This window comes from Paraburkholderia sp. MM5496-R1, from assembly GCF_050436205.1.
In the GTDB taxonomy this organism is placed as follows: domain Bacteria; phylum Pseudomonadota; class Gammaproteobacteria; order Burkholderiales; family Burkholderiaceae; genus Paraburkholderia; species Paraburkholderia tuberum.
Genome location: NZ_JBNDLT010000002.1, coordinates 1,370,103 through 1,394,263 on the forward strand (window position 1 = coordinate 1,370,103; position 24,161 = coordinate 1,394,263).

23 protein-coding genes, 2 tRNA genes and 1 rRNA gene are annotated in these 24,161 nt (G+C 62.9%); 12 read left to right on the forward strand and 14 right to left on the reverse strand.

Going from position 1 to position 24,161, the window contains the following annotated elements:
* Window positions 1-341: 341 nt before the first annotated feature.
* The 4 genes from OKW38_RS13180 to OKW38_RS13195 all read right to left on the reverse strand — a co-directional run bounded on the left by OKW38_RS13180 (window position 342) and on the right by OKW38_RS13195 (window position 3,740).
* Window positions 342-417: transfer RNA gene (locus OKW38_RS13180), tRNA-Ala, on the reverse strand.
* A gap of 53 nt (window positions 418-470) precedes the next feature.
* A tRNA-Ile gene (locus OKW38_RS13185) sits at window positions 471-547 on the reverse strand.
* Between the two features lie 75 nt (window positions 548-622).
* A 16S ribosomal RNA gene (locus OKW38_RS13190) occupies window positions 623-2,155 on the reverse strand.
* Between the two features lie 469 nt (window positions 2,156-2,624).
* The gene (locus OKW38_RS13195) at window positions 2,625-3,740 is read right to left on the reverse strand and encodes an AI-2E family transporter (RefSeq protein ID WP_429361817.1); all 1,116 of its coding nucleotides are present in this window, start codon (window positions 3,738-3,740) and stop codon (window positions 2,625-2,627) included.
* Window positions 3,741-4,012: 272 nt separating this feature from the next.
* On the opposite strand from OKW38_RS13195, the gene OKW38_RS13200 reads away from it, so the two are divergent.
* The 4 genes from OKW38_RS13200 to OKW38_RS13215 all read left to right on the forward strand — a co-directional run bounded on the left by OKW38_RS13200 (window position 4,013) and on the right by OKW38_RS13215 (window position 7,909).
* Window positions 4,013-5,227, forward strand: coding sequence for a DUF2863 family protein (locus OKW38_RS13200; RefSeq protein WP_429336052.1), 1,215 nt, complete (start codon window positions 4,013-4,015; stop codon window positions 5,225-5,227).
* Between the two features lie 213 nt (window positions 5,228-5,440).
* Window positions 5,441-6,322, forward strand: coding sequence for a response regulator transcription factor (locus OKW38_RS13205; RefSeq protein ID WP_090803814.1), 882 nt, complete (start codon window positions 5,441-5,443; stop codon window positions 6,320-6,322).
* 120 nt (window positions 6,323-6,442) lie between these two features.
* Window positions 6,443-7,117 (forward strand): energy-coupling factor ABC transporter permease, encoded by a 675-nt coding sequence (locus tag OKW38_RS13210; protein ID WP_184028785.1) that lies wholly within the window; start codon window positions 6,443-6,445, stop codon window positions 7,115-7,117.
* A 174-nt stretch (window positions 7,118-7,291) separates the two neighbouring features.
* Window positions 7,292-7,909: a BspC domain-containing protein gene (locus OKW38_RS13215; RefSeq protein WP_429361819.1), complete on the forward strand. Its 618-nt coding sequence runs from the start codon at window positions 7,292-7,294 to the stop codon at window positions 7,907-7,909.
* A 111-nt stretch (window positions 7,910-8,020) separates the two neighbouring features.
* Here the strand turns inward: OKW38_RS13215 and OKW38_RS13220 are convergent, their stop codons facing one another.
* The gene (locus OKW38_RS13220; protein ID WP_429361820.1) at window positions 8,021-9,187 is read right to left on the reverse strand and encodes a M14 family metallopeptidase; all 1,167 of its coding nucleotides are present in this window, start codon (window positions 9,185-9,187) and stop codon (window positions 8,021-8,023) included.
* Window positions 9,188-9,238: 51 nt separating this feature from the next.
* Entirely contained in the window at window positions 9,239-10,021 is a 783-nt protein-coding gene (gene yaaA, locus OKW38_RS13225; RefSeq protein ID WP_429346865.1) for a peroxide stress protein YaaA, read from the reverse strand.
* Between the two features lie 57 nt (window positions 10,022-10,078).
* Here yaaA and OKW38_RS13230 point away from each other — a divergent pair, with 57 nt between their 5' ends.
* Together OKW38_RS13230 and OKW38_RS13235 are read left to right on the forward strand one after the other, a co-directional pair.
* Window positions 10,079-10,585 carry a putative toxin-antitoxin system toxin component, PIN family gene (locus OKW38_RS13230; RefSeq protein WP_429361822.1) on the forward strand — a complete coding sequence of 169 codons (507 nt, stop codon included), beginning with the start codon at window positions 10,079-10,081 and terminating at the stop codon, window positions 10,583-10,585.
* Window positions 10,586-10,771: 186 nt separating this feature from the next.
* Window positions 10,772-11,944 (forward strand): pyridoxal phosphate-dependent aminotransferase, encoded by a 1,173-nt coding sequence (locus OKW38_RS13235; protein ID WP_429361823.1) that lies wholly within the window; start codon window positions 10,772-10,774, stop codon window positions 11,942-11,944.
* A gap of 109 nt (window positions 11,945-12,053) precedes the next feature.
* On the opposite strand, the gene OKW38_RS13240 is transcribed toward OKW38_RS13235, so the two are convergent.
* Entirely contained in the window at window positions 12,054-12,701 is a 648-nt protein-coding gene (locus tag OKW38_RS13240; protein WP_429361824.1) for a glutathione S-transferase, read from the reverse strand.
* Between the two features lie 127 nt (window positions 12,702-12,828).
* Here OKW38_RS13240 and OKW38_RS13245 point away from each other — a divergent pair, with 127 nt between their 5' ends.
* The 6 genes from OKW38_RS13245 to OKW38_RS13270 all read left to right on the forward strand — a co-directional run bounded on the left by OKW38_RS13245 (window position 12,829) and on the right by OKW38_RS13270 (window position 19,181).
* On the forward strand, window positions 12,829-14,385 hold the full coding sequence (locus OKW38_RS13245; RefSeq protein ID WP_429361825.1) for a 3-hydroxyacyl-CoA dehydrogenase: 1,557 nt from the start codon (window positions 12,829-12,831) through the stop codon (window positions 14,383-14,385).
* Complete coding sequence (locus OKW38_RS13250) at window positions 14,382-15,170, forward strand: oxepin-CoA hydrolase, alternative type (protein ID WP_429336045.1); 789 nt, start codon at window positions 14,382-14,384, stop codon at window positions 15,168-15,170. Before OKW38_RS13245 ends, OKW38_RS13250 begins: the two co-directional genes overlap by 4 nt.
* A gap of 21 nt (window positions 15,171-15,191) precedes the next feature.
* On the forward strand, window positions 15,192-15,908 hold the full coding sequence (locus OKW38_RS13255) for a histidine phosphatase family protein (protein ID WP_429336044.1): 717 nt from the start codon (window positions 15,192-15,194) through the stop codon (window positions 15,906-15,908).
* A gap of 20 nt (window positions 15,909-15,928) precedes the next feature.
* Entirely contained in the window at window positions 15,929-17,035 is a 1,107-nt protein-coding gene (locus OKW38_RS13260; RefSeq protein ID WP_429361827.1) for a phosphotransferase, read from the forward strand.
* A 57-nt stretch (window positions 17,036-17,092) separates the two neighbouring features.
* Complete coding sequence (locus OKW38_RS13265) at window positions 17,093-18,352, forward strand: acyl-CoA dehydrogenase family protein (RefSeq protein ID WP_429361829.1); 1,260 nt, start codon at window positions 17,093-17,095, stop codon at window positions 18,350-18,352.
* A 127-nt stretch (window positions 18,353-18,479) separates the two neighbouring features.
* Window positions 18,480-19,181: a glutathione binding-like protein gene (locus tag OKW38_RS13270; protein ID WP_018420032.1), complete on the forward strand. Its 702-nt coding sequence runs from the start codon at window positions 18,480-18,482 to the stop codon at window positions 19,179-19,181.
* A 98-nt stretch (window positions 19,182-19,279) separates the two neighbouring features.
* On the opposite strand, the gene OKW38_RS13275 is transcribed toward OKW38_RS13270, so the two are convergent.
* The 7 genes from OKW38_RS13275 to OKW38_RS13305 form a co-directional block, all read right to left on the reverse strand.
* On the reverse strand, window positions 19,280-19,756 hold the full coding sequence (locus OKW38_RS13275; RefSeq protein ID WP_429361830.1) for a MaoC family dehydratase: 477 nt from the start codon (window positions 19,754-19,756) through the stop codon (window positions 19,280-19,282).
* The gene (locus OKW38_RS13280) at window positions 19,753-20,211 is read right to left on the reverse strand and encodes a MaoC family dehydratase (protein ID WP_090803790.1); all 459 of its coding nucleotides are present in this window, start codon (window positions 20,209-20,211) and stop codon (window positions 19,753-19,755) included. The genes OKW38_RS13275 and OKW38_RS13280 overlap by 4 nt, the downstream gene beginning before the upstream one ends.
* A gap of 33 nt (window positions 20,212-20,244) precedes the next feature.
* Window positions 20,245-21,372 carry an acyl-CoA dehydrogenase family protein gene (locus tag OKW38_RS13285; protein WP_429361832.1) on the reverse strand — a complete coding sequence of 376 codons (1,128 nt, stop codon included), beginning with the start codon at window positions 21,370-21,372 and terminating at the stop codon, window positions 20,245-20,247.
* A 9-nt stretch (window positions 21,373-21,381) separates the two neighbouring features.
* A complete protein-coding gene (locus OKW38_RS13290) occupies window positions 21,382-22,578 on the reverse strand; it encodes an acyl-CoA dehydrogenase family protein (RefSeq protein ID WP_429361833.1) in 1,197 nt (398 codons plus the stop codon).
* Between the two features lie 48 nt (window positions 22,579-22,626).
* Entirely contained in the window at window positions 22,627-23,052 is a 426-nt protein-coding gene (locus OKW38_RS13295; RefSeq protein WP_184072125.1) for a DUF1178 family protein, read from the reverse strand.
* Between the two features lie 216 nt (window positions 23,053-23,268).
* Window positions 23,269-23,793 (reverse strand): helix-turn-helix transcriptional regulator, encoded by a 525-nt coding sequence (locus OKW38_RS13300; protein ID WP_429336039.1) that lies wholly within the window; start codon window positions 23,791-23,793, stop codon window positions 23,269-23,271.
* A gap of 96 nt (window positions 23,794-23,889) precedes the next feature.
* Window positions 23,890-24,135 (reverse strand): hypothetical protein, encoded by a 246-nt coding sequence (locus OKW38_RS13305; RefSeq protein ID WP_429361834.1) that lies wholly within the window; start codon window positions 24,133-24,135, stop codon window positions 23,890-23,892.
* Window positions 24,136-24,161 lie beyond the last annotated feature (26 nt).

A 24,161-nucleotide genomic window follows, 5' to 3' on the forward strand; every position in this document is an offset into this window, starting at 1 on the left:
GGGTGTGTCTCTGTGTCGACCCACGCTAGCGCTTTAGCGCTTACGTGGGTCCCATCCCCGCAGGGGATAGACGCACTCGCTACAGGTTGAGTATTCGTGTTGCGCCGTATTCCAAAGCAATCTCTCGATCACCTTTAAAATACATCGATACAATCACAACCCTGATTCACCTACTCCGCACCCATCTCCAGGTGCCTTTCGTGAATCTCTTTACTACTTCTTCCTGATTGTTAAAGAACGGCAGCCGGTATGAAGCCTGTGCCTCATACCGCTCTGACTGGCTCAATCGCCAATGCAAAGTACTCAGCATCACTTCGTGCTGAACCCTTGGCATTGAGGATTGGTGGAGGATGACGGGATCGAACCGACGACCCCCTGCTTGCAAAGCAGGTGCTCTCCCAGCTGAGCTAATCCCCCAGTCTCACAGATACTCCAGCGGCCCCAGCCCTTCAGCTCACCAGACAAGACACTGGTGGGTCTGGATGGATTCGAACCATCGACCCCCGCCTTATCAAGACGGTGCTCTAACCGGCTGAGCTACAGACCCCTGAGCCTGCCTGCGTTTCTTCTAACCACAGCCGATAAGCGTGAGCACTTGAGTGCGATGAATGCACAGCTCTGGAAAGGAGGTGATCCAGCCGCACCTTCCGATACGGCTACCTTGTTACGACTTCACCCCAGTCATGAATCCTACCGTGGTGACCGTCCTCCTTGCGGTTAGACTAGCCACTTCTGGTAAAACCCACTCCCATGGTGTGACGGGCGGTGTGTACAAGACCCGGGAACGTATTCACCGCGGCATGCTGATCCGCGATTACTAGCGATTCCAGCTTCACGCACCCGAGTTGCAGAGTGCGATCCGGACTACGATCGGTTTTCTGGGATTGGCTCCACCTCGCGGCTTGGCAACCCTCTGTTCCGACCATTGTATGACGTGTGAAGCCCTACCCATAAGGGCCATGAGGACTTGACGTCATCCCCACCTTCCTCCGGTTTGTCACCGGCAGTCTCCCTGGAGTGCTCTTGCGTAGCAACTAGGGACAAGGGTTGCGCTCGTTGCGGGACTTAACCCAACATCTCACGACACGAGCTGACGACAGCCATGCAGCACCTGTGTTATGGCTCCCTTTCGGGCACTCCCGCCTCTCGGCAGGATTCCATACATGTCAAGGGTAGGTAAGGTTTTTCGCGTTGCATCGAATTAATCCACATCATCCACCGCTTGTGCGGGTCCCCGTCAATTCCTTTGAGTTTTAATCTTGCGACCGTACTCCCCAGGCGGTCAACTTCACGCGTTAGCTACGTTACCAAGCCAATGAAGGCCCGACAACCAGTTGACATCGTTTAGGGCGTGGACTACCAGGGTATCTAATCCTGTTTGCTCCCCACGCTTTCGTGCATGAGCGTCAGTATTGGCCCAGGGGGCTGCCTTCGCCATCGGTGTTCCTCCACATCTCTACGCATTTCACTGCTACACGTGGAATTCCACCCCCCTCTGCCATACTCCAGCGCTGCAGTCACCAATGCAGTTCCCAGGTTAAGCCCGGGGATTTCACATCGGTCTTACAGCACCGCCTGCGCACGCTTTACGCCCAGTAATTCCGATTAACGCTCGCACCCTACGTATTACCGCGGCTGCTGGCACGTAGTTAGCCGGTGCTTATTCTTCCGGTACCGTCATCCCTCACGGATATTAGCCACGAGGTTTTCTTTCCGGACAAAAGTGCTTTACAACCCGAAGGCCTTCTTCACACACGCGGCATTGCTGGATCAGGCTTGCGCCCATTGTCCAAAATTCCCCACTGCTGCCTCCCGTAGGAGTCTGGGCCGTGTCTCAGTCCCAGTGTGGCTGGTCGTCCTCTCAGACCAGCTACAGATCGTCGGCTTGGTAGGCCTTTACCCCACCAACTACCTAATCTGCCATCGGCCGCCCCTTGAGCGCGAGGTCCCGAAAGATCCCCCGCTTTCCTCTCCCGAGCGTATGCGGTATTAATCCGGCTTTCGCCGGGCTATCCCCCACTCCAGGACACGTTCCGATGTATTACTCACCCGTTCGCCACTCGCCACCAGACCGAAGTCCGTGCTGCCGTTCGACTTGCATGTGTAAGGCATGCCGCCAGCGTTCAATCTGAGCCAGGATCAAACTCTTCAGTTCAAACCTGTTACTGTGTTCGGGCTCTCTCGAACCCGGTCGCTCACTCAACGTACTGACGATGATTGATCCGTCTTTCGACAGACAAACCTTCCTCTAATACTGTGTGAGGCTTCTGATACTTCTGCCTGACAGCAGACTCCGGAGAATCCGCCGCCGCATTCCGCATCAAGCGCCCACACTTATCGACTGTTAGTTTTTAAAGATCGGTCCGCCAAACCCGCCGCGCCTGAACCACCACTACCCGGCACCGCTTCGTTTGCGTCGCTGCGTCTGCAGCAGAGAAACGGGATTATGGAGAACTTCCACCGGATCGTCAACAGGTTTTTATCACTCGCCTAACCTGCCCACGCCGCCGAAGCCCACGCCATCAAAGGCTTCCCGCTTCTCCGCACCCCGGCGTCCGGAGCGCGAAAGACCGGAATTCCAGTCGCCGCAGCCCGAACTTGCAAGCGAAATCCTGGGGTTTTCCTTAGGGGATCTTTCCCATACGGCCCGGATCGTCTATCGATGGGGTTTTCACTTCGGGCGCCAGCGTCTGGGCGGCGCATGCGCCGATCGTCCAATCATGCAGCACGGTATAAGCGACCGCCAGCAACGTCGGGCCGATGAAAACACCAAGAAAACCAAACGCAAACGCGCCGCCGAGGATGCCGAGCATCACCAGAATCAACGGCATGTCACTGTTTTTGCCAATCAGGATCGGCTTGATGACGTTGTCGGCCATGCCGACTACCAGCAGGCCCCATATGACCACAAAAATCGCCCATCCAGTCGACCCGCCCTGATACAGCCAGATCGCTGCCGGCAACCAGACAATGACCGGACCGCCCGGCACCACCGACAGAAAAAAAGTCACGAGCCCGAGCAACGCCGGCGCCGGTACGCCCGCCATCCAGAAACCGAATCCCGCGAGAACCGCCTGTACGAGGGCCGTACCAAGAATCCCGTAGACCACCCCCTTCACCGTGCTGCCCGCCAGCGCCAGCAGATACCCGGCGCGCTCACCGGCTACTCGACGCATGCCGGCGTTCAGCCAGGCGGCCGCCCCCTCGCCACCGGTATAAAAGAAGAACGCGAGCACGATGCTCAACGCCAGCAGCCCCAGCCCATGCGTCACCGCAAGCGCCGCCGCCAGAATCCACTTCCCAGCCGGCGCGGCGAGCGTGTGCAATTGCGCGATCAACTCGGAATTGCTGCTGGTCAAGCGCTCCCAAAAGGCCTCGATGCTCGAACCAACCAGCGGGATCCGCTGCACCCACGGCGGCAAATCGGGCAACCCCGACTCGAAAAGTCTTTGCACCAGCGCAACGATGTCGTGAACATGCGCGCCGAACGCGAAACCCGCATAGACGAACGGCCCGAGCACCACGACCAGAATAATCAGCACGATCAAGGTCGCGGCCAGCTTGCGCCGCCCGCCGACCACGCCGGTGAGTCGCCGGTAGAGTCCCCAGGAACTGTAGCTGAGGATGGCGCCCCACAGCAGCGCGGTCGTAAATGGCGCCAGCACCAGCAACGACCCACCCACGAGCACAATCAATGCGAATACCGCGGCAAGTCGCTCGATCAGTTGGTCAGATTTCACGATGAATCTCCTATTGCACCAGACCGTGGCAATGACATGACACACGCCCGTCAGGCGCCCGCTGAACGCCGTCAGTATAGAAGCGAGTTGGGCGTCCGGGGTGTCTTATACCATCCCGCCAGGGTGTTGCGAGTCGCTTGCGACTGTGCCGGTGGCGACCGCATTTTTTGAGATGAAAGCGCCCAAATTGCCCGGAGATTGCTGGCCAATCCATATAGCTGCCTGGAAAAGACTAGAATATAAGGTTCCGTGCCCCCAATTTTTCTGGATTTATGCGCTCGCGAATCACCAAACGTCTCCCTCCCGACGCCGACAAGCTCGTCGGTCTCTCGCTCGCGCTTTTCGCCTCGGGCAGCCGTACCGAAGATCGCTTCTGGGAAGCGAAGCTCGACGCGCTGCTGGCCAAAGTCGTGCGCAACGCCAACCAGACTACGCTAGACGCCGCGCTCGACCATCTGCAGCAAAACCATCCGGATGCCTACGGCGCGCTGGCCGACATGGCGGAAACGCACAGCGAATCGTTCGTGATCGAATATGAAGGCGTGTCTTATGAAGCGCTGCTGATCGCCGCGCCTGTGCTCGCCTGGACCCGCTACGTGATTCCGTCCGGCCCGCTCAAGTCCGACGCCGCCGACGCCCTGCGCGCACACCTGCAAGCGCACGTGCTCGCCGCCAACACGCGCGTGGCAATGGCTCCGTTCCTGTTCAGCATCGACCAGTTGCCGCGCCATCACGTCGAAACGTGGCGCATCGCCCAGCAACTTGCGCAAGCCGCGGTCAGCGGCGGCAACGCGAAGCTCAATTTCGGCGAACTGCCGGAGACCTCGCCGATTCTGGCGGACCCGCGCTTTCTGCTCGCCGTAGTCGCCGCTCCCGTCGGCGACGCGACGTTCCGCTGGCAGGAAGAAGAGCACGGCGCTCGCATCGAGCGCGGCCAATGTCTCGAACAATGGGCCACCCAAGGCGGCGCGAATCTGTCGGTCGTGCTGCCGGGCTGCGAATTCGAATGTCTGCTGCCGGATGCGTACTACTCGGCGTGCCGCGACGCCGATGAAAGTGTGCGTCCGCACACCGTGCGTACCGCCGTGCGTTATCTTTTCGACACTATTGGCGCGGCGCCGCAGGATCTGCGCGCGGTGGTCGCCGGCTTCGGCGAACGGCGCATCGACGAGTACCGCGTCGGCTTCACGCGCAAGGGCAGCAACGACGTGATCTACGGTGTCGTGTGGCCACTCTACGGCCGCGAAAACGGCGAGGCGGGCATCGACGAGGAGCCGGAGGAAATCACCGGCTCGGACGAACCGCTCGAGGAAATCGTCGCGCTGCTCAAGGAAACCGGCATCACGGATGTGCGCCGCCACGCGGGCCGCTTCGAGCCGGAATATTGCGACGACTGCGGCGTGCCGCTGTATGCGGACCCGCTCGGCGAAATCGTCCACGCGGAAATGCCCGAAGACGCCGAGCCCGCGCAACCCCATTTCCATTGATTTCGAAGTCGTCATCCCTGCCTTATCGCAAAAAAGCCCCGTATACACGGGGCTTTTTTGTTGATTGTCCGCATTTCTTATGCCTTTTGGACAGCCGTCAAAACGAAGGGAATTTGTCATCATAGGCACGGTGACGCATCGCCGTGATCGAGTCAGCTCCACGAGTCCCACAGATGCGTCGCGCCATTTCGCCCGATACATCTGGAGACATGCATGCGCTTCGCGATTCTCAATTCAAACGCAGAACGACGTGATGGACTCAAGGCCTTGCTGCGGCAGATCGACCGGCTGGCACGCTTCACAGAAGCCGATGAATGGCGTCTGCTCGAACGTCCGTTCAAGCGTTATCGGCCTGATCTCGTCGTGATCGACTGGGAGGACTGGATGTCGGTTGCGCAGGTGCGCGCGTTGCTCAGCCACTTTCCGGACCTGCGCATCAGCGTGCTCACCGACGGGACTTTGCCCGCGCTCGTGCGCGCGCTGATGGACGAAGGTGTGCTCGGCGTTGTTCCACGCGACACCGATCCCTGCCTGATCGTGCGCGCATTGGAAATGGTGCTGCTCGGCGGTCACTACGTGCCGCCCGGCGCGCTGGCGATCGATCCGCCGCTGCCGACCGACACCGCGATCCGTACGTTCGACGAAGAAAGTCCGCCGCCCCGCCGCAACAAACTCTCGGGCGGGCTGTCACCGCGGCAGGAGCAGATCATGCGCTGCGTGCACATGGGCAGCACCAACAAGATGATCGCGCGCACGCTCGGCATTAGCGAAGGTACGGTCAAGATCCACCTGACGAGCATATTCCAGCAACTTGGTGCGCCCAATCGCGCCGCCGCGGTCGCGCTTTACAACGGATGGCTCACGAATCATTTGCAAGTGCTGCGCAACAACGGCGAGCACAGCGCGCGGCCGGTCATCCGCGGGCAGCCTGGCCCAGTTCCGCTCCGGCGCCGCACACGTGCGCGCTTCCAGTATCCGTTGCCGGGCAGCGACACCAGCAGCGCGCTACCGATGGCCGCGGAGCCCGCCACGTCGTACGGTGAGGCCCCACCCGGCCGGCCCGCGCGGAAGTCGGTCGGGCCGGGTTCCGCATGACGCGGGGCGCGGGGCACGCCGCGCGCATGGGTTGGAACGTCCGCATGCGCGCAGCGTCGAGGGTGGGCTGGCATGGAATCCGCTCACACCTTTTGTCGTCCAACGAGTAATATGAGACACATGGGTTTCCTCTACACACCGCTTCCGTTTTGGGTCGCTGTCGGTGGCTGGATTGCCACTGCGATGGTGATCGCGCTCGCGCTGTGGAAAAAACCTTTCAAAAGACTTCAGGACGGCACGCTCCAGCATGTCTGGCTCGCGATAATCGTCGCGGTGTCGGTGCTGTGGTCGAGCAACGCCTGGCTCGACGACGGCACCGTGATGCACCTGCTCGGCGCCACGCTCGTCGTCACGCTGTTCGACTGGGGGCTCGCCCTGATCGCGATGGCGGTGGTCGCGGGTCTGGCCGCCGTCGTCTTCGATGCGCCGTGGCAGGGCATCGCGCTGACGTTCCTCGTGTACGGAGCCCTGCCCGTCGCCATCTCGACCTTGCTCCAGCGCATCTGCACCGCGTGGCTACCGCGCAATCTTTTCATGTTCATCTTCGGCCAGGGCTTCGTTTCGCCCGCCATTGCCGTGTCGTTGACGGCCGCGGCAGCGCTCGGCATCCATATCGTCGTGTCCGGCGGTTCGATGACCGTGGTGCCGATCGGCTACGCGCTCAGCGTGCTGCTGCTCGCCACCGGCGAAGCATGGTTCACTGGCATGGCGACCGCGCTGATCGCGGTCTACCGTCCCGCATGGGTGACCACCTACGACGTGCGGCGCTATCGTCTGGGCGGCCCGCGCACCTGAGAATGCGCGCTTTGACGTCGCCTGCGGCGCATCTGTGATAATCAGCGCCTCGTCACTGGAGACTTTCCGGGCGCCCCCATCAGGACAAGGCAGAATATTTGCAGCAACATTGAACTCAACCCTTGCGCGCGGCATCTTATTTGCCTCATCTCCCATTTGCGTCTAAAGAACTAGATGGATCGCACCAATGTACCGAGCCGGTTGCTGCGGGTGATCGGCCGGTTGGCAGCCTGCGCAGCGAGTCTCTCGCTCATCTGCGCGGCTCCCGCACTCGCTGATCAACTCGAACAGCACAACGACCTCGTCAAAAGATTTATCACCGAAATGCACGCGGATCCGCTCGTCGCGGACTGCGCCGCGCATGGCAACTTCGTCGCGAGCACGTCGACCGCTTTCGACCACGTCGAATTCCCGTCCAGTTCGTTCGACAGTGCGCACTCGTCGGTCACGCCATGGAACGACTCGTTCGACGAAGGCAAGCAGCGCGTCAAGGTGGACAGCATCGTCACCGTCGAGGGCGTCGGCGTGCGCCAGGACAACTCGGGCGAGCCGGCCGATCTGAAATTCCGCTGCGGCTACGTCGGCTCGCAGATGCTCGCATTCAGCTGGAACGATCCGGTACCGCCAAACCGCGCGCATAGCGCGGGATCGGGCAAGCACAAAGGCGGCAAAGGCAAGCACGCGGTCGGCGGCAAGACGTCGAAGAAGTCGTCAAAGACAGGCTCGGGCCAATCGTCGCGCACGACGTCGAGCAAATCGGCAAACAAGAGCTCGAAGAAGAAGAGCCAATGACATCTGGCGCTGATCGAGCCGCGCCATCGTCCGATCAGTCGCCCCAATAAAAAACGAGGCACGCACTTTTGCCGTGCGCGCCTCGTTTTTTGTGTCCATCCGTCCGCTTCTTCAGGCGAACGTCTCCACGTGTCGCAGGATCGCTTGCAACATTGCGGCGCCAAGCGATGCGCTGCGCTCGCCGTTCCAGCCGACCCGCTCGTCGGGCAGATTTGCGTTGTCCTTGAACGGCATTTCCAACGTCAACGACAGACAGCCGAATTCGTTGCCGATGTACTTCGACGCGAGCTTCAACGCATCCTCGCGATACTTGCTCGCCGCATAGCCATACTGGTCCTGAAAATCCGGACTCGCGTGCTTGAACGCCTCGATGAACGCCGTCTGCTCGCGGCCCTGCCGCTCGGTGAAGCCCGGCAACATTTCGGAGCCCGCGACGAACACATACGGCAATGCCTCGTCGCCATGAATATCGAAGAACAGGTCGCAGCCTATCGCATGAATCGCGTCGCGCACCACCAGCACCTCGGGACTGCGCGCGGCATCCGGCTCCATCCATTCGCGATTCAGGTTCGCGCCGGCCGCGTTGGTGCGCAGATTGCCGCGCACGCTGCCGTCCGGATTCATGTTCGGCACGATGTGAAACACCGCATGATCGTAGAGCTTGCGCGCGACCGGGTCGCCCGCCCAATCGCCCCAACCGGCGAGGCGCTTCACGAACCCCTCGATGAACCATTCGGCCATCGTCTCGCCCGGATGCTGCCGGGCAATCAGCCAGATGTTCTTTTTGGGCGCGGCGTTGGCGGCATCGTTGGCGGGCGGCGTGCCGAGCGTGAGCAGCGAAATCGGCCGGCCTTCGACCGTCTTGCCGAGTTCGGTCAGCGACGCGTGCGGCATCTGCTGCACGGCGCCGAGAAACTCGGCATGACGCTCCTCGCTGTACGGTTCGAAGTACGCGTAGTAGATGCTGTCGAAATCGGGCGTATGGTCGATCGTCAGCACGCGGCCGTCGTACGACGTCGGCACGCGAAACCAGTTCACGCGGTCGTAGCTCGCGACCGCCCGATAGTCGCGCCAGCCCTCCGCGAACGCGCACGCGGCGGCGTTCTCGAAGGTCATCACGCAGCGCTCGCCCGCCGCGCCCGACAGGCGGAAATAGAACCACTGCGCGAACTCGGCATGGCTGTCGGGCCGTACGCGCAGGCGAATATTGCCGGCGTCCTCGCAGGACAACACATCAACTGCGCCTGCGTCGAAATTGCTCGTAATCGATAACGTCATCGGAGTCTTCCCTGCCTGAATTCACGCTGCCTTTTTAGCGCAGCGGCACGCTTATTCCGCAACGCGGCGGCGAAATACGAAAGTGGAGTCGTTCGAGGCTTCGGCACAGAACGCGTAGCCTTCGGTCTCGAAGTCCTTCAACTGCTCGGGACGATCGAGGCGATTTTCCACCGCGAAGCGCGCCATCAAGCCGCGCGCGCGTTTTGCATGGAAGCTGATGATTTTGTAGCGGCCGCCCTTCCAGTCTTCGAACACCGGCGTGACGACCGGCGCGTCGAGCAGCTTCGGCTTGACCGACTTGAAATATTCGCCCGATGCGCAATTGACCAGCACGCGCGAGGTGGCCGCATTCTTCTTCAACTGCGCGTTCAACGCGTGCGTGATCCGCTCGCCCCAGAACGCGTACAGATCCTTGCCGCGCGGGTTGACGAAGCGCGTGCCCATTTCGAGCCGGTACGGCTGCAGCAGATCGAGCGGACGCAGCAGGCCGTAGAGGCCCGACAGCACCCGCACGTGATTCTGCGCATAGTCGAGATCGGCCGACGACAACGTCTTCGCATCGAAACCTTCGTACACGTCGCCGTTGAAAGCGAGCACCGCCTGCTTGGCGTTGTGCATGCCGAATTGCGGCGACCAGTCCGCGTAACGCTGAAAATTGAGGTGCGCGAGCTGATCGGAAATGCTCATCAGCGAAGCGATCTGTTGCGGCGACAAACGGCGCAGGCCGCTGATCAGTTCGGCGGCGTCATCGACGAAATCGGGGATCGTGTGCTTTTTGACGTGCGGCGGGGTGTCGTAGTCGAGCGATTTCGCCGGCGACAGAACGATTATCATAGAGGCTTGCAGGCACGCCGTGCCTGGCGGTCAAAGACGAAAGCCCGATTGTAACGAATGCCCGGTTCCCTCGCCTCAAGCGGCGCGTTGCGCGTCGTACTCGATTCCAATGTCTGGATCGACATACTCGTATTCGACGACCCTCACACGCGGCCGATCGCCGCCGCGCTCGAAAGCGGCGCGCTCGCCGCGCTGATCGACGCGCGCTGCCTCGCCGAGCTCGCCTACGTGCTCGACTATCCGCAGTTCGCGCACCGCAGTGTCGACAAAGCCGCTGCGCTCGCGGTCGTCGCGCGGCTGGCGCAACTGGTCAAGCCGTGTGAGCCGACCGAGTCCGCCGCCGACGCGCGGCCGCTGCCCCAATGCAAGGATCGCGACGATCAGAAGTTTCTCGAGCTTGCGCATGCGGCGCAGGCCGACTGGCTCGTGTCGAAAGACCGTGCGGTGCTGAAGCTCGCGAAACGGATCGCGCGCGACTTCGGCTTCAGGATCGCGCAACCGGCACCGTTCGTCGCGGCAATCGGCATCGCGCAGAATGCTGGGGGCGAGCCCGTCAACGCGTGAATCCGACCGTCCGTGCGGCGCGTTGAGCCGAGCGCATGTTGAAGGTTCATCGTCAGGCGGCTTCTGACGATCAACGCGACACCCACGGCGCGCACAGCGTGTCGCGATTCCCTACAATCAGGCTTCGCCCTTCGCAACGACAGTTCGAGAACCGGCCAACCTTATCGCCCTGCTACCCACGACGCCATGAACGCACCGCACGACACGCCCACGAGCCCCACGTTTCCGTCTCGCCTGCCGAACGTCGGCACGACAATTTTCACCGTGATGAGCGCGCTCGCCGCGGAAAAAGGCGCGGTGAATCTGGGTCAGGGCTTTCCCGACTTCGCCTGCGATCCGCGCATCGTCGACGCGGTCGCGAACGCGATGCGCAACGGTCACAACCAGTATCCGCCGATGGCCGGTGTGCTGCCGCTGCGTCAGGCGATTTCGGACAAGATCGCGAATCTGTACGGCCGCCACTACGACGCCAATAGCGAAATCACCGTGACCGCGGGCGCCACACAGGCGTTGCTGACCGCGATTCTTTGCACTGTCCATCCCGGCGACGAAGTGATCGTGATCGAACCGACCTACGACAGCTATCTGCCGTCGATCGAACTCGCGGGTGGCAAGCCGGTCTTCGTCACGCTCGACGCACCCGACTACGCGATCCCGTTCGACAAGCTCGCCGCCGCGATCACGCCGAAGACGCGGCTCATCATGATCAACACGCCGCACAATCCCACCGGCACCGTGTGGCGCGAACAGGACATGCGCAAGCTCGAGGAGATCGTGCGCGGCACCAACGTGCTGATCCTGTCCGACGAGGTGTACGAGCACATGGTCTACGACGGCGCGCCGCATGAAAGCGTCGCGCGTTATCCGCAACTCGCGCAGCGCAGCTTCGTCGTGTCGAGCTTCGGCAAGACCTACCACGTAACGGGCTGGAAAGTCGGCTATGTGGCCGCGCCCGCTGCGCTGACCGCCGAGTTCCGCAAGGTGCACCAGTTTAACGTGTTCACCGTCAACACACCGATGCAGATCGGCCTCGCCGATTACATGAAAGACCCGGCGCCGTACGTGGAGCTACCGGCGTTCTATCAGCGCAAGCGCGATTTCTTCCACGCGGGCCTCGCGAATTCGCGCTTCAGGCTGCTACCGTGCACGGGCACGTATTTTCAGTGCGTCGACTATTCGGCGATCAGCGACCTGCCCGAAGCCGAATTCGCGCAATGGCTGACCGGCGAAATCGGCGTCGCGGCGATTCCGGTCTCGGCGTTCTATCACGAGGCGCACGAGTCGGGCGTGGTGCGCTTCTGCTTCGCCAAGCAGGAAGGCACGCTCGCTACCGCGCTCGAACGGCTCGCGCGGCTCTAGGATGCCTTGCGCGATGCCACGAACGAACCCACGTTACTTGCCATCGCGCTGCGCGGCACGGGTGTGCGCTTCGCACCCATGCGCGCTTCATGGCACTGCGCTCATTCCCTCAGGACGCACGCGATGCCGCGAGACAGGCCTTGCGATCCTCCGTCACGCGCTGCGCAGCCGGCCGCGGGTTGATCGTCTTCACGTAGCGCTTCCAGTCGATCCCCGCTTCGAGCAGAAGATCGCGGCCGTAAATGGTCTGTGTCGCCATACCGACGAGCGGCAGGCTCACGTAGCCGGCGGTATCCGCCACGCTGAATTGCTCGCCGCACAGATACGGCGAGAACTTCGCGATCCGTTTGAAACCGGCGATGTGATGCGTGAGCAGCTTCTCGACGCGCCCTTTCGTCGCGTCGCTGACCGTGCCGCCGAAAAACGCTTCCTTGTACAGAGTACGCACTGTCAGCTCGAGATGTACATCGACGAAAAAGATCATTTCGCGTTCCTTGGCGGCCTGCCACGGATCGGCGGAGAAGATCCGCTTGTCGGGAAAACGCGCAGCCAGATATTCGACGATGCACTGCGACTCGCAGAGGTCGCCGTGCTCGGTCTGCAGATATGGCACCTTGCCGAGCGGCGAATGCTCGAGCAGCGCTTCCTCCTGACTCGGCTTCACGAACTGCTCCTCGAACTCGATGCCATGTTCGAGCAGCACGAACTTGACCTTGTTGTAGTAGTTGGACAGCGCAAAACCGCACAGCTTGATCATGGGGTGTCTCCTTGTGTCATGGTGTATGAGAGCGCGCGTCGAGGTTGAAGCAGCGGCTTTCCATCGAATCATCCAAGAAAATGCACGATCGTGCTATTCTAAAATAACCATGGAGTCGGGCATCACAATGAACTCTCGCAATTTCAGCATCGCGACCATCGGCATCGTCGGCACCGGCGCGATGGGCCGCGGTATCGCGCAAATCGCGGCGCTCACGGGCCTGCGCGTGCGGCTCTACGACACCCGCGCGGCCGCCGTCGGCGCCGCGCGCGACTATCTCGCGGAGACTTTCGCCAAATTGACGGCCAAAGGCAAGCTGGAGCAGTCGCGCTCGCTCGCCGCGCTCGCCAAGGTGAGCGGCGTGCAGGCGATCAGCGAACTGGTCGGCTGCGATCTCGTCATCGAGGCGATCGTCGAAAAGCTCGAGGTGAAGCAGGCGCTGTTTCGCGAGCTCGAAACCGTGGTCAGCGGCCGCTGCATCCTCGCGTCGAATACGTCGTCGCTGTCGATCACCGCGATTGCCGCGGGCTGCACCGATCCGTCGCGCGTGGTCGGCTATCACTTCTTCAATCCGGTGCCACTGATGAAGGTCGTCGAAGTGATCGACGGCCTGCGCAGCGACCCCGAAGCCGGCGACGCGCTGATGGATCTCGCCCGCCGCATGGGCCACACGCCGGTGCGCGCGAAGGACATGCCGGGTTTCATCGTCAATCACGCGGGCCGCGGCATGAATACCGAGGGCTTGCGCGTGGCGGGCGAAGGCGTCGCGAGCTTTGCGGACATCGACCGCATCATGCGCGAGCAGGCCGGCTTTCGCCTCGGGCCGTTCGAGCTGCTGGACCTGACCGCGCTCGACGTGTCGCATCCGGTGATGGAGTCGATCTATCACCAGTTCTACGAAGAACCGCGTTACACGCCGTCGCCGATCACGGGCACGCGGCTATCGGGCGGACTGCTCGGCCGCAAGAGTGGCGAAGGTTTCTATCGCTACGTGGACGGCAAGCAGCAGGTTGCCGCCGAAGCGCCCGCGCCGACCACGCTGCCGCAAAGCGTGTGGGTCAGCCAACGCTACCGCGACGCGTACGAGGCCGTCGTGCAACTGGTCGGCAAAGCGGGCGTAAAGCTCGACGAAGGCGCGACGCCCGCCGCCGGTTCGCTGATCGTCGTCACGCCGTTTGGCCACGACGCGACCACGGCCGCGGTCGACGAAGCGCTCGACGCGAGCCGCGTCGTCGCCGTCGACGCACTGTTCCCGCTCCTCAGCGCGCAACGCCGCACGCTGATGACCACACCGGCCACGACACGCGCCGCGCGCGATAGCGCGCATGCGCTGTTCGCCGCCGACGGCATCCCGGTCACCGTGATCCGCGATTCGACCGGCTTCGTCGCGCAGCGGGTGGTCGCGACGATCGTCAACATCGGCTGCGACATCGCGCAGAAGCAGATCGCGACGCCGGAGGACATCGACCTCGCCGTCATGCTCGGCCTCGGCTATCCGCGCGGACCGCTCGCGCTCGGCGACGCGCTCGGCGCCACCACCATTCTCACGATCCTGCGCAACATGCACAGCGTGCTCGGCGAGCCGCGCTACCGTCCGTCGCCATGGCTCGCAAGACGCGCGCAACTCGGCCTCGCGCTTACGCAGCGCGACGCCGCCGACATCCCAACGGAGACCCAATCATGAGCGCCGCCCTGCTCGCTTCACGCCCGGCCAGCAGCGAATCCACGCTGGTCCTCACGCTGTCGAACCCCGGTGCGCGCAACGCGCTGCATCCGGACATGTACGCCGCGGGCATCGAGGCATTCGATACCGTCGAGCGCGATCCGTCGATTCGCGCCGTCGTGATCACCGGCGCCGATAACTTCTTTTGCGCGGGCGGCAACCTGAACCGCCTGCTCGAAAATCGCGCCAAAGATCCCTCCGTGCAAGCCGATAGCATCGACATGCTCGCTCAATGGATTTCGGCACTGCGGCTATCGTCGAAGCCGGTCATTGCCGCGGTGGAAGGCGCGGCGGCAGGCGCCGGATTTTCGCTCGCGCTCGCCTGCGATCTGATCGTCGCCGCGGACAACGCCAAATTCGCGATGTCCTACGCGCGCGTCGGTCTGACGCCCGACGGCGGCGGCTCGTGGTTTCTCGCCGAGGCGCTGCCGCGCCAGCTGGCCACCGAGGTACTGATCGAAGCCAAGCCGATCGGCGCCGCGCGTCTGCACGAACTCGGCGTCGTCAACCGGCTCACCAAAGCCGGCACCGCGCTCGATAACGCGCTCGCCTGGGCCGACGAGCTCGGCGCGATTTCGCCCAATTCGGTCGCGCGCGTCAAGGGGCTGATCGCCGCGGCCGGTACGCAGCCGCTCGCGGATCATCTGGTCGCCGAGCGAGATAACTTCGTCGCGTCGCTGCATCATCGCGACGGTCTCGAAGGCATCACCGCGTTCCTCGAAAAACGAGCGCCGATCTTCAAATAAGCCACAAGAGAGCCGCCCGACATGCCCGACTACCAACTGCCGAAACGGCGCCGCATCTTCCTGATGCGTCACGGCGACGTCACCTACTTCGACGACTCCGGCCGCGCGATCGATCCTGAAACCGTGCCGCTGAACGCGAACGGCCGCGAGCAGGCGAGCGCGGCGGGCCGCGTGTTCGCCGAACAGCAGGTGCGCTTTGACCGCGTGATCGTCAGCGGCTTGCCGCGCACGATAGAAACCGCGCGGTGCGTGCTTGCCGAAACGGGTCAGCAGATCGAGCCCGAAATCGAGCCCGCGTGGCGAGAAATTCGCGGCGGACGGCTCGGCGGCATTCCGCCGAGCGATATCGAGGCCGCGTTTCTCGGCGTGTTCGACGGCATCGTGCCGGAGAGCATGCGCTTTCTCGACGGCGAAACGATCGGCGATCTGTTCGATCGCGTTCTGCCGGCCGTCACGGCGCTGCGCGAAGACACGTCGTGGGACACCGCGTTGCTGGTGCTGCACGGCGGCGTCAATCGCGCGATCCTGTCGCACGCGCTGACGGCCGGCGGCCGCACGTTCTTCGGTCATCTGGCGCAGGCGACCGGCTGCATCAATGCGCTCGACGTCGGCGCCGCGCCGCGCGACTGGGTGCTGCGCATGCTCAACTATTCACCGCCGTCGCCGTTGCATCGCGACGTTCGCAACACCACGATGGAAATGCTCTACGCACAGTTCATCCGATACCAGCGTAGCTGACACCGAACTGGAGGAGACACATGGCGCAAGCCACGCAGACCGGCGAACCCGCACGCAGACAGGACTACTCGGCTTTCGAGGGCACCCGCCCGGTCAACGAGCGGCAACGCTTCGACAACGACGCGCTCGCCGCGTGGCTGGCCGGACATGTCGGCGGATTCGAGGGGCCGCTCACGCTCGAGCAATTCGCGGGCGGACAATCCAATCCCACGTTCAAGCTGATCACGCCGTCGCGCGCGTACGTGATGCGCGCGAAGCCCGGACCCGCGGCGAAGCTGCTGCCGTCCGCGCATGCGATCGAACGCGAATACCGCGTGATGCACGCGCTCGCCGACACCGACGTGCCGGTCGCACGCATGCTCGCGCTGTGCGAGGACGAAAGCGTGATCGGTCGCGCGTTCTACGTGATGGAGTTCGTGGAAGGTCGCGTGCTGTGGGATCAATCGCTGCCCGGCATGACGCCCACCGAGCGTGCGGCGATCTACGACGAAATGAATCGCGTGATCGCGGCGTTGCACAGTGTCGACGCCGCCACCGCCGGCCTCGCCGACTACGGTAAGCCAGGCAATTACTTCGCGCGCCAGATCGGCCGCTGGAGCAAGCAGTATCTGGCGTCCGAGACCGAGCCGATCGACGCGATGCACCGGCTGATCGAATGGCTGCCGCAGCATATGCCGGCCGAAACGAACGAGCGCGTGTCGGTCGTGCATGGCGACTACCGGCTCGACAATCTGATTTTCGATCGCAACGAGCCGCGCGTGCTCGCGGTGCTCGACTGGGAACTGTCGACGCTCGGCGATCCGCTCGCCGACTTTGCTTACCACTGCATGGCGTGGCATGTCGACCCCACGCAGTTCCGCGGCATCGCGGGACTCGATTGGGCCGCGCTCGGCATTCCCGATGAAGCGCGGTACGTCGAGCGCTATTGCCAACGCACCGGTTTCGAGATTCGTGGCGACTGGAATTTCTATCTGGCCTACAACATGTTCCGCATCGCAGCGATCCTGCAAGGGATCATGAAGCGCGTCGTCGACGGTACCGCATCGAACGCGCAGGCGCTCGACGCCGGCCGGCGCGCGAAGCCGATGGCCGAACTCGCCTGGCGCTATGCGCAGAAGGTTCTCTAGACACAAGGGCGCGCCCTGCTCCCCATCATTCGCAGTCCGTTACCCGCGAGGTCCAAGATGAATTTCGATTACACCCCGAAGGTCCAGGCGTTGCGCGAAAAGCTGCTCGCCTTTTTCGACGAGCACATTTACCCGAACGAACAGGCGTTCTATGCGGAGATCGCGCGCAACCGCCAGAACGGCAACGCGTGGGTGCCGACCGAACTGGTCGAGCAACTCAAGCAGAAGGCGCGCGACGCCGGTCTATGGAATCTGTTCCTACCGCAATCGGAGCGCGGCGCGGGCCTGACGAATCTCGAATATGCGCCGCTGTGCGAGATCATGGGCCGCGTGCCGTGGGCGCCGGAAGTGTTCAACTGCAACGCGCCGGACACCGGCAACATGGAGACGATCGAGCGCTACGGCAGCGAAGAGAACAAGCGCGAGTGGCTCGAACCGCTGCTGCAAGGACAGATCCGTTCGGCGTTTCTGATGACGGAGCCGGAGGTCGCGTCGTCGGATGCGACGAACATCCAGACCAGCATCGTGCGCGATGGCGACCATTACGTGATCAACGGTCACAAGTGGTGGTCGTCGGGCGCGGGCGATCCGCGCTGCAAGGTCTATATCGTGATGGGCAAGACCGATCCCGACGCGCCGCGCCATCAGCAGCAGTCGATGATCCTCGTGCCCGCCGACGCCACCGGCATCACCGTGCATCGCCCGCTCACGGTGTTCGGTTACGACGACGCGCCGCACGGCCACATGGAGATCACACTCGACAACGTGCGCGTGCCCGCTACCAGCATGCTGCTCGGCGAAGGCCGCGGCTTCGAGATCGCGCAAGGCCGTCTCGGCCCGGGACGCATCCACCACTGCATGCGCCTGATCGGTCTCGCCGAACGCGCGCTCGAATTGATGGCGAAGCGCTCGCTGCAACGTGTCGCGTTCGGCAAGCCGGTGGCGTCGCAAGGGGTCACGCAGGAGCGTCTCGCCGAGGCGCGCTGCATGATCGAGCAGGCGCGTCTGCTCACGCTGAAGACCGCGTACATGATGGATACCGTCGGCAACAAGGGCGCGCGCGGCGAGATCGCGATGATCAAGGTGGTCGCGCCGAACATGGCGTGTCAGGTGATCGACTGGGCAATTCAGGCTCATGGCGGCGGCGGCGTCAGCGACGATTTTCCGCTCGCGTATGCCTATGCGTCGGCGCGCACGCTGCGTTTCGCCGACGGCCCCGACGAAGTGCATCGCAACGCGATCGCCAAGCTCGAACTTGCGCGTCATATGGATGCGGGCGCGGCGGCTCGCGTTGAGATGCCGGTCACACGCGTTTGAGTGCTTCGGCTCGGTGTGAGCGTGGGGACTGAGCCCGCGGCAAGCAGCGTCGCGCGATCTATGCTCTAATTTTCGGCAACGGCGGCGCCCTCTTTGCGGCGCCGCTTCGACGAACAAAGGAGCCAGGATGATCGACGTCTATAGCTGGGCGACCCCGAACGGCCACAAGATTCATATCATGCTCGAGGAAACGGGCCTACCCTACAACGTGCATGCCGTGAACATCGGTGCCGGCGACCAGTTCAAGCCGGAATTTCTCGCCATCAGTCCCAACAACAAGATTCCCGCGATCGTCGATTCCGAAGGTCCGAAAGGCGCCGACGGCCGGCCTTTCGCGCTATTCGAATCGGGCGCGATCCTGATTTATCTGGCCGAGAAAACCGGCAAGTTTCTACCGAGCGATCCGGCCGCGCGCTACGCGGCACTGCAATGGCTGATGTTCCAGATGGGCGGCCTCGGTCCGATGCTGGGGCAAACGCATCACTTCCGCGTGTATGCACCCGAGCAGATCGAATACGCGGTCAATCGCTACACCAATGAGGCGCGACGTCTGTACGGCGTGATGGACACGCAACTCGGCAAGACGCGTTACCTGGCCGGCAACGACTATACGATCGCGGACATCGCCGCGTTTCCGTGGACCCGTTCGTGGAAAAATCAGGGCATCGAGCTCGATACGTTGCCGAACGTGAAGCGCTGGCATGAAGAGATCGCTGCGCGGCCGGCGGTGGTGCGCGGCGTCGACGTGCTGGCGTCGGCGCGCGCGCCGCTGATGGACGACAAGGCGAAAGAGATCCTGTTTGGCGCGACGCAGTACGCGAAACACTAGTTTCGGCCGTCTCGCTGACGCGGCTCGATACAAACAGAAAGCGCGAGCGGCATGCCTGCCGGCTCGCGCTTTTTCATTTCGTCTGCGAAGGGAAAACGCTAGAAATAATGCCGCGTGATGAACTCCGCGACGCACACCGGTCGTTTGCTGCCCTGACGCTCCAGCATCACGTTCCACGCGAGTTGCACGCCGCTGTTGTCGACGTCGGTCACCGACTCGACGGCGAACTTCCCGCGCAGCGACGACCCCACGAGTACCGGCGACATGAAACGCACGCGGTTCAAGCCATAGTTGACTCCCATGCGCTGCTCGATCTTCACCGTTTTGCCGAGCAAAGCCGGAATCAGCGACAGCGTCAAAAACCCATGCGCGACCGGGCCGCCAAACGGCGATTCGCGTTTGGCCCGCTCGGGATCGATGTGAATCCACTGATGATCGCCGGTTGCCTCGGCGAAACGGTTGACCCTCTCCTGATCGACGCTCAGCCATTCGCTGACGAGCGGCTCGGCGCCGATGAGCGCGCGCAAAGCACCCGCATTGTCGAAAGCGACTAGCGTCGCCGCGCTCGCCGTCATGCCGCCGCTCCCGGATTGCGCAGGCCGAACATGCCGTTCGAGCGCACGGTGATCACCGTTTCGCCGTGCTGATTGATGCCCTCCCAGCGTGTCGACACGATGCCGCGATCCGGCTTGCTCTGCGACACGCGCTTGTCGACGATGACGTTCATCATCGTGATCGTGTCGCCGACTCGTACCGGCTTGAGCCAGCGGATCTCGTCGATCCCGGGCGAACCCATCGATGTCGAATCCGCCAGTACCTTGCGCACGAGCATGCCCATCATTACCGAGCAGGTGTGCCAACCACTCGCGACGAGGCCGCGGAATGGCGATTCGGCCGCGGCGGCTTCGTCGAGATGAAACGGTTGCGGATCGAACTTCTGCGCGAACTCGACAATCTCCTCGCGCGTGAACATGTGCTTGCCGATTTCGCGGCTCGAGCCCACTTCCATGTCTTCGAAACTGATTTTCATCGTGCACCTCCTTTGTCCGGTGGAACGGCCCGATCAGTCTTCGGCGACCGCAAATCCGGGCAGCGTGGCAAACCGCGCGAGATGATGATCGACGTCGCCAAGCGTGGTCTCGATGATCGCGAGGCGCTTGAACAGGTGCGCGGCCGCCACTTCGTTCGTGACACCCATGCCGCCGTGCAACTGCACCGCCTGTTGACCAACGAAACGCGCGGCCTGGCCGACCCGAACTTTTGCCGCGGAGATCGCTCGACGGCGCTCGTTCGCGTCTTCACTCGCGTAGCGCATCGCAGCCAGATACGTGATCGAGCGCGCCTGCTCCGCGTGGATCAGCATCTCGACCATGCGATGCTGCAACGCCTGGAAACGCGCGATCGGCTGGCCGAACTGCTGGCGCGTTTTGGTGTACTCGACGGTGGCGTGATTGAGCGCGTCGAGCGCGCCGAGCGCTTCCGCGCACAGCAGCAGCGTGCCGTAGTCGGCGATCTGCTCGAGGGTTGCCGCCCCCCCGTGTTCGCCGGCGAGCCGGCGCGCGGGCGTGCCATTGAATTCGAGCGTCGCGGCGCGTTGACCGTCGATCGTGCGGTACTCGGTGAGCGTGACGCCGGCCGCGTCACGCGCGACGACAAAGAGTGCGATCTCGCCATCGAGGCGCGCCGGCACGATCCAGTGGTCCGCCTGCGCGCCGTGCAGCACGACCGATTTGGTGCCGCTCAGCGCGTGCTGCGCACCCTGCCCGCTCGCGGTCGTCGCGACGTCGAACAGATCGTAGCGCGCATGCGGCTCGTGAAACGCCACGGCCAGCCTGGCTTCGCCCTGGGCGGCCCGTTCGAGCAGCGCGGCATCTTCGCCGTCGCCGGTGCCGGCAAGGCGCAGCGCTTCGATGCCGACCGCGGTCGCCCAAAACGGCTCGACGACGAGCGCGCGGCCGAGCTCCTGCATGACCACGAGCATGTCGATCGGACCACCGTTGAAGCCGCCCTGCGTTTCGGGCACCGGCAACGCGGTCAGCCCCAGTTCGGTGAATGCGGCCCAGTGCACAGCCGATACGCCCGCCTCCGAGCGCACGATCTGCTGGCGCGCTTCGAAGCCGTAGCTCCTGTCGAGATAGCGGCGCAGCGCATCGGCAAATTGCTGTTGTTCGTCGTTGAAAGTGAAGTCCATGCGCCCCCCTCAAAGTCCGAGAATCATCTGCGCGATGATGTTCTTTTGAATTTCGTTCGAGCCGCCGTAAATCGACGTCTTGCGGAAGTTGAAGTAGTACGCGGCAAGCGGCGCGGCATCGTCGTCGCCGGCAAGACTGTGCTCGCGTTCGCCTTCGAGGAACGGCACGTCGAACGGCGCGGCCAGCGGGCCGATTGCTTCGAACATCAGCTCGGTGAGCCCCTGTTGCACTTCCGTGCCCTTGATCTTCAGCATCGACGCTTCCGGGCCCGGGCCGCGACCGCCCGCCTCGTTGGCTACCACCCGTTGCACGGTGACTTCCAGCGCCATCAACTCGATTTCGAGACTCGCTACCTTCGCCGCAAACACCGGATCGTGCAGCAGCGGCTTGCCGTTCTTTTTCTGATGCAGCGCGACACGCTTCAGAAACGCCAGCTCACGCTTCGACGCTCCGACTCGCGCAATGCCGGTACGCTCGTGGCCGAGCAGATATTTCGCATACGTCCAGCCGCGATTTTCTTCGCCGACGAGATTGTCGTCCGGCACTTTGACGTCCTCGAAGAACACCTCGTTGACTTCGTGATCTTCGTCGAGCGTGATGATGGGCCGCACCGTGATGCCCGGGGTTTTCATATCGATCAGCAGGAACGAGATGCCCTCCTGCTTTTTGGCGCCGCTGTCGGTGCGCACGAGGCAGAACATCATGTCGGCGTGCTGGCCGAGCGTGGTCCAGGTCTTCTGGCCGTTGACCACGTAATGATCACCGACGCGCTCCGCGCGGGTGCGCAGCGACGCAAGGTCGGAGCCCGATCCCGGTTCCGAGTAGCCCTGACACCACCAGTCCGTGCCGTCGAGGATACGCGGCAGATAGTGGCGCTTCTGCGCCTCGTTACCGTACTTCATCAGCACCGGCGCAACCATCGACACACCGAAAGGCAGCACGGAAGGTGCGCCGATACGCGCGCACTCTTCTTCCCAGATATGTCGTTGCGTCGCGTCCCAGCCGGGGCCGCCGTATTCGCGCGGCCACGCGACTGCCGACCAGCCTCGCGTGCCGAGCAGCCTGTGCCAGCTTGCGAAGTCTTCGCGGGAAAGCCGTTTGTGATTGAGAACCTTGTCGCTCAGCTCGCGAGGCAGATTTGCTTCGAGCCAGGCGCGGATGTCGGCGCGGAACGCGTCTTCAGCGGGGGAATAGTCCAGATTCATGCGTAGTGTCTCCTGGCCGCCACCGCCCGGCCGCCTGGAGCCACCGCGCTATTGCAGTGGTTCCTTCAGCGCAGCTGGGACCGGCAGCGGCATCACTTCGATGCCTTCCTCGACCAAGGCACGCGCATCCTCCGGTGTCGTGACACCGCGAATACTGCGCACAGGCGCTTCGTTGTAGTGAATGCGTCGTGCTTCCTCGGCGAAGCGGTCGCCCACGTTCTCCGTCTTCTCCAGTACCTCGCGCAGCGCGCGCATCAGGTGCGCCTGCATTTGCTCCACGCCCGCCGGCGCCTTGGAGTCGGTCGCGCCCGACAGATTCAGACGCGGTGCCGAAGGCAAACGGCTCACCTCGTTCGCGCCGCAGATCGGACATTCGACGAGCTTGCGGGACTGCTGCGACTCGAAGTCATCGGTCGAAGCGAACCAGCCTTCAAACCGATGGCCATGCGGACACTGTAAATCGAGGACCTTCATGTGGAATCAGGGCTTGCGTGCCAGTTTAGCGCAAAATGGAAATTTGTGAACGATCGTTCGCAAAGCTTTAGAGCCGACGCGCAACCGCCAGCGGCCGCAAGGGAATATGACGCGGGTGGGCGATTTTAACGCTTTACGGCAGGTGCTGCCGAAGGCGGCCCGGCTAGTAAGCGGTGCCACATCTGCTCCGCTCTACGGCCCGCTTGCGGCGCACTGCTACGCCACGAGATTGCTCAGTTGACGGCTCACACGCGGTTCAATCTGACGGGCCTCCTTCGTCAGATTGATCTGCTTCGCGAGTTTTGCGACATCCGCCACACCGACCTCAATCTCGTACCCGCCGCGCGCGGTCAGCCATTCGAGCACGTCCGCCAGATGCCAGACCGACGCACTGCCTTCGTGGACCGGTGACGGGAAGTCGATTGCGTTGTTCAGCATCAGCTTGCGCATGTTTTGCCGCGACACGCCGGCCACCTCGGCCACGTCGGTCAGCCCTACGAAGTCAGGTCCCGCCTCGACCAGCCGCGCGGACGGCACCGCACCTTTCACGTCCTTGAGCGCGCTGGTGACAGCCGCGAGCGCGCTCGCGCCTTCACGGGTGAAAAGCAGCCCGAGGCGGCCGGGTTGCCCGACGCCAATCGTGGCGTCGTCGCACCCCGCTTCGCCCAACCGCTCGACGATTGCGTCTGCATCGCATTCTTCCGCGGCGAGGCGGTATTTCAACGTGAACACATATTCCATACGTTACTCCTGTCTTCGTTGAGCCCAGGTTGTTGCGATTCCTGCTTGATACCTGCTTGATACCTGCTTGATACCTGCGTGATACCTACGAACCCACTAGCGCCGTGCCGTGCAGTTGCCGACGATGCGCCGCAAGTGCCTGGCGTGCTTGCCGGCATTCTTCGGCGTGCTCCAGACGCTCGATATACAGAACTCCCCGCAACGACATTCGGCGTCTCTGTACGGGCAATGGATTTTTCCCCACGCATGACCTCTTCCGCCGTCCTGAACGCGCCAGCCGTGCTGCTCCGCGTATGCCAATGCGGCCTCGACCTCTTTCTTCATGTGCCTTGCTCGAACCATCGAGACCTCCAATTTAGTCGCTCCAG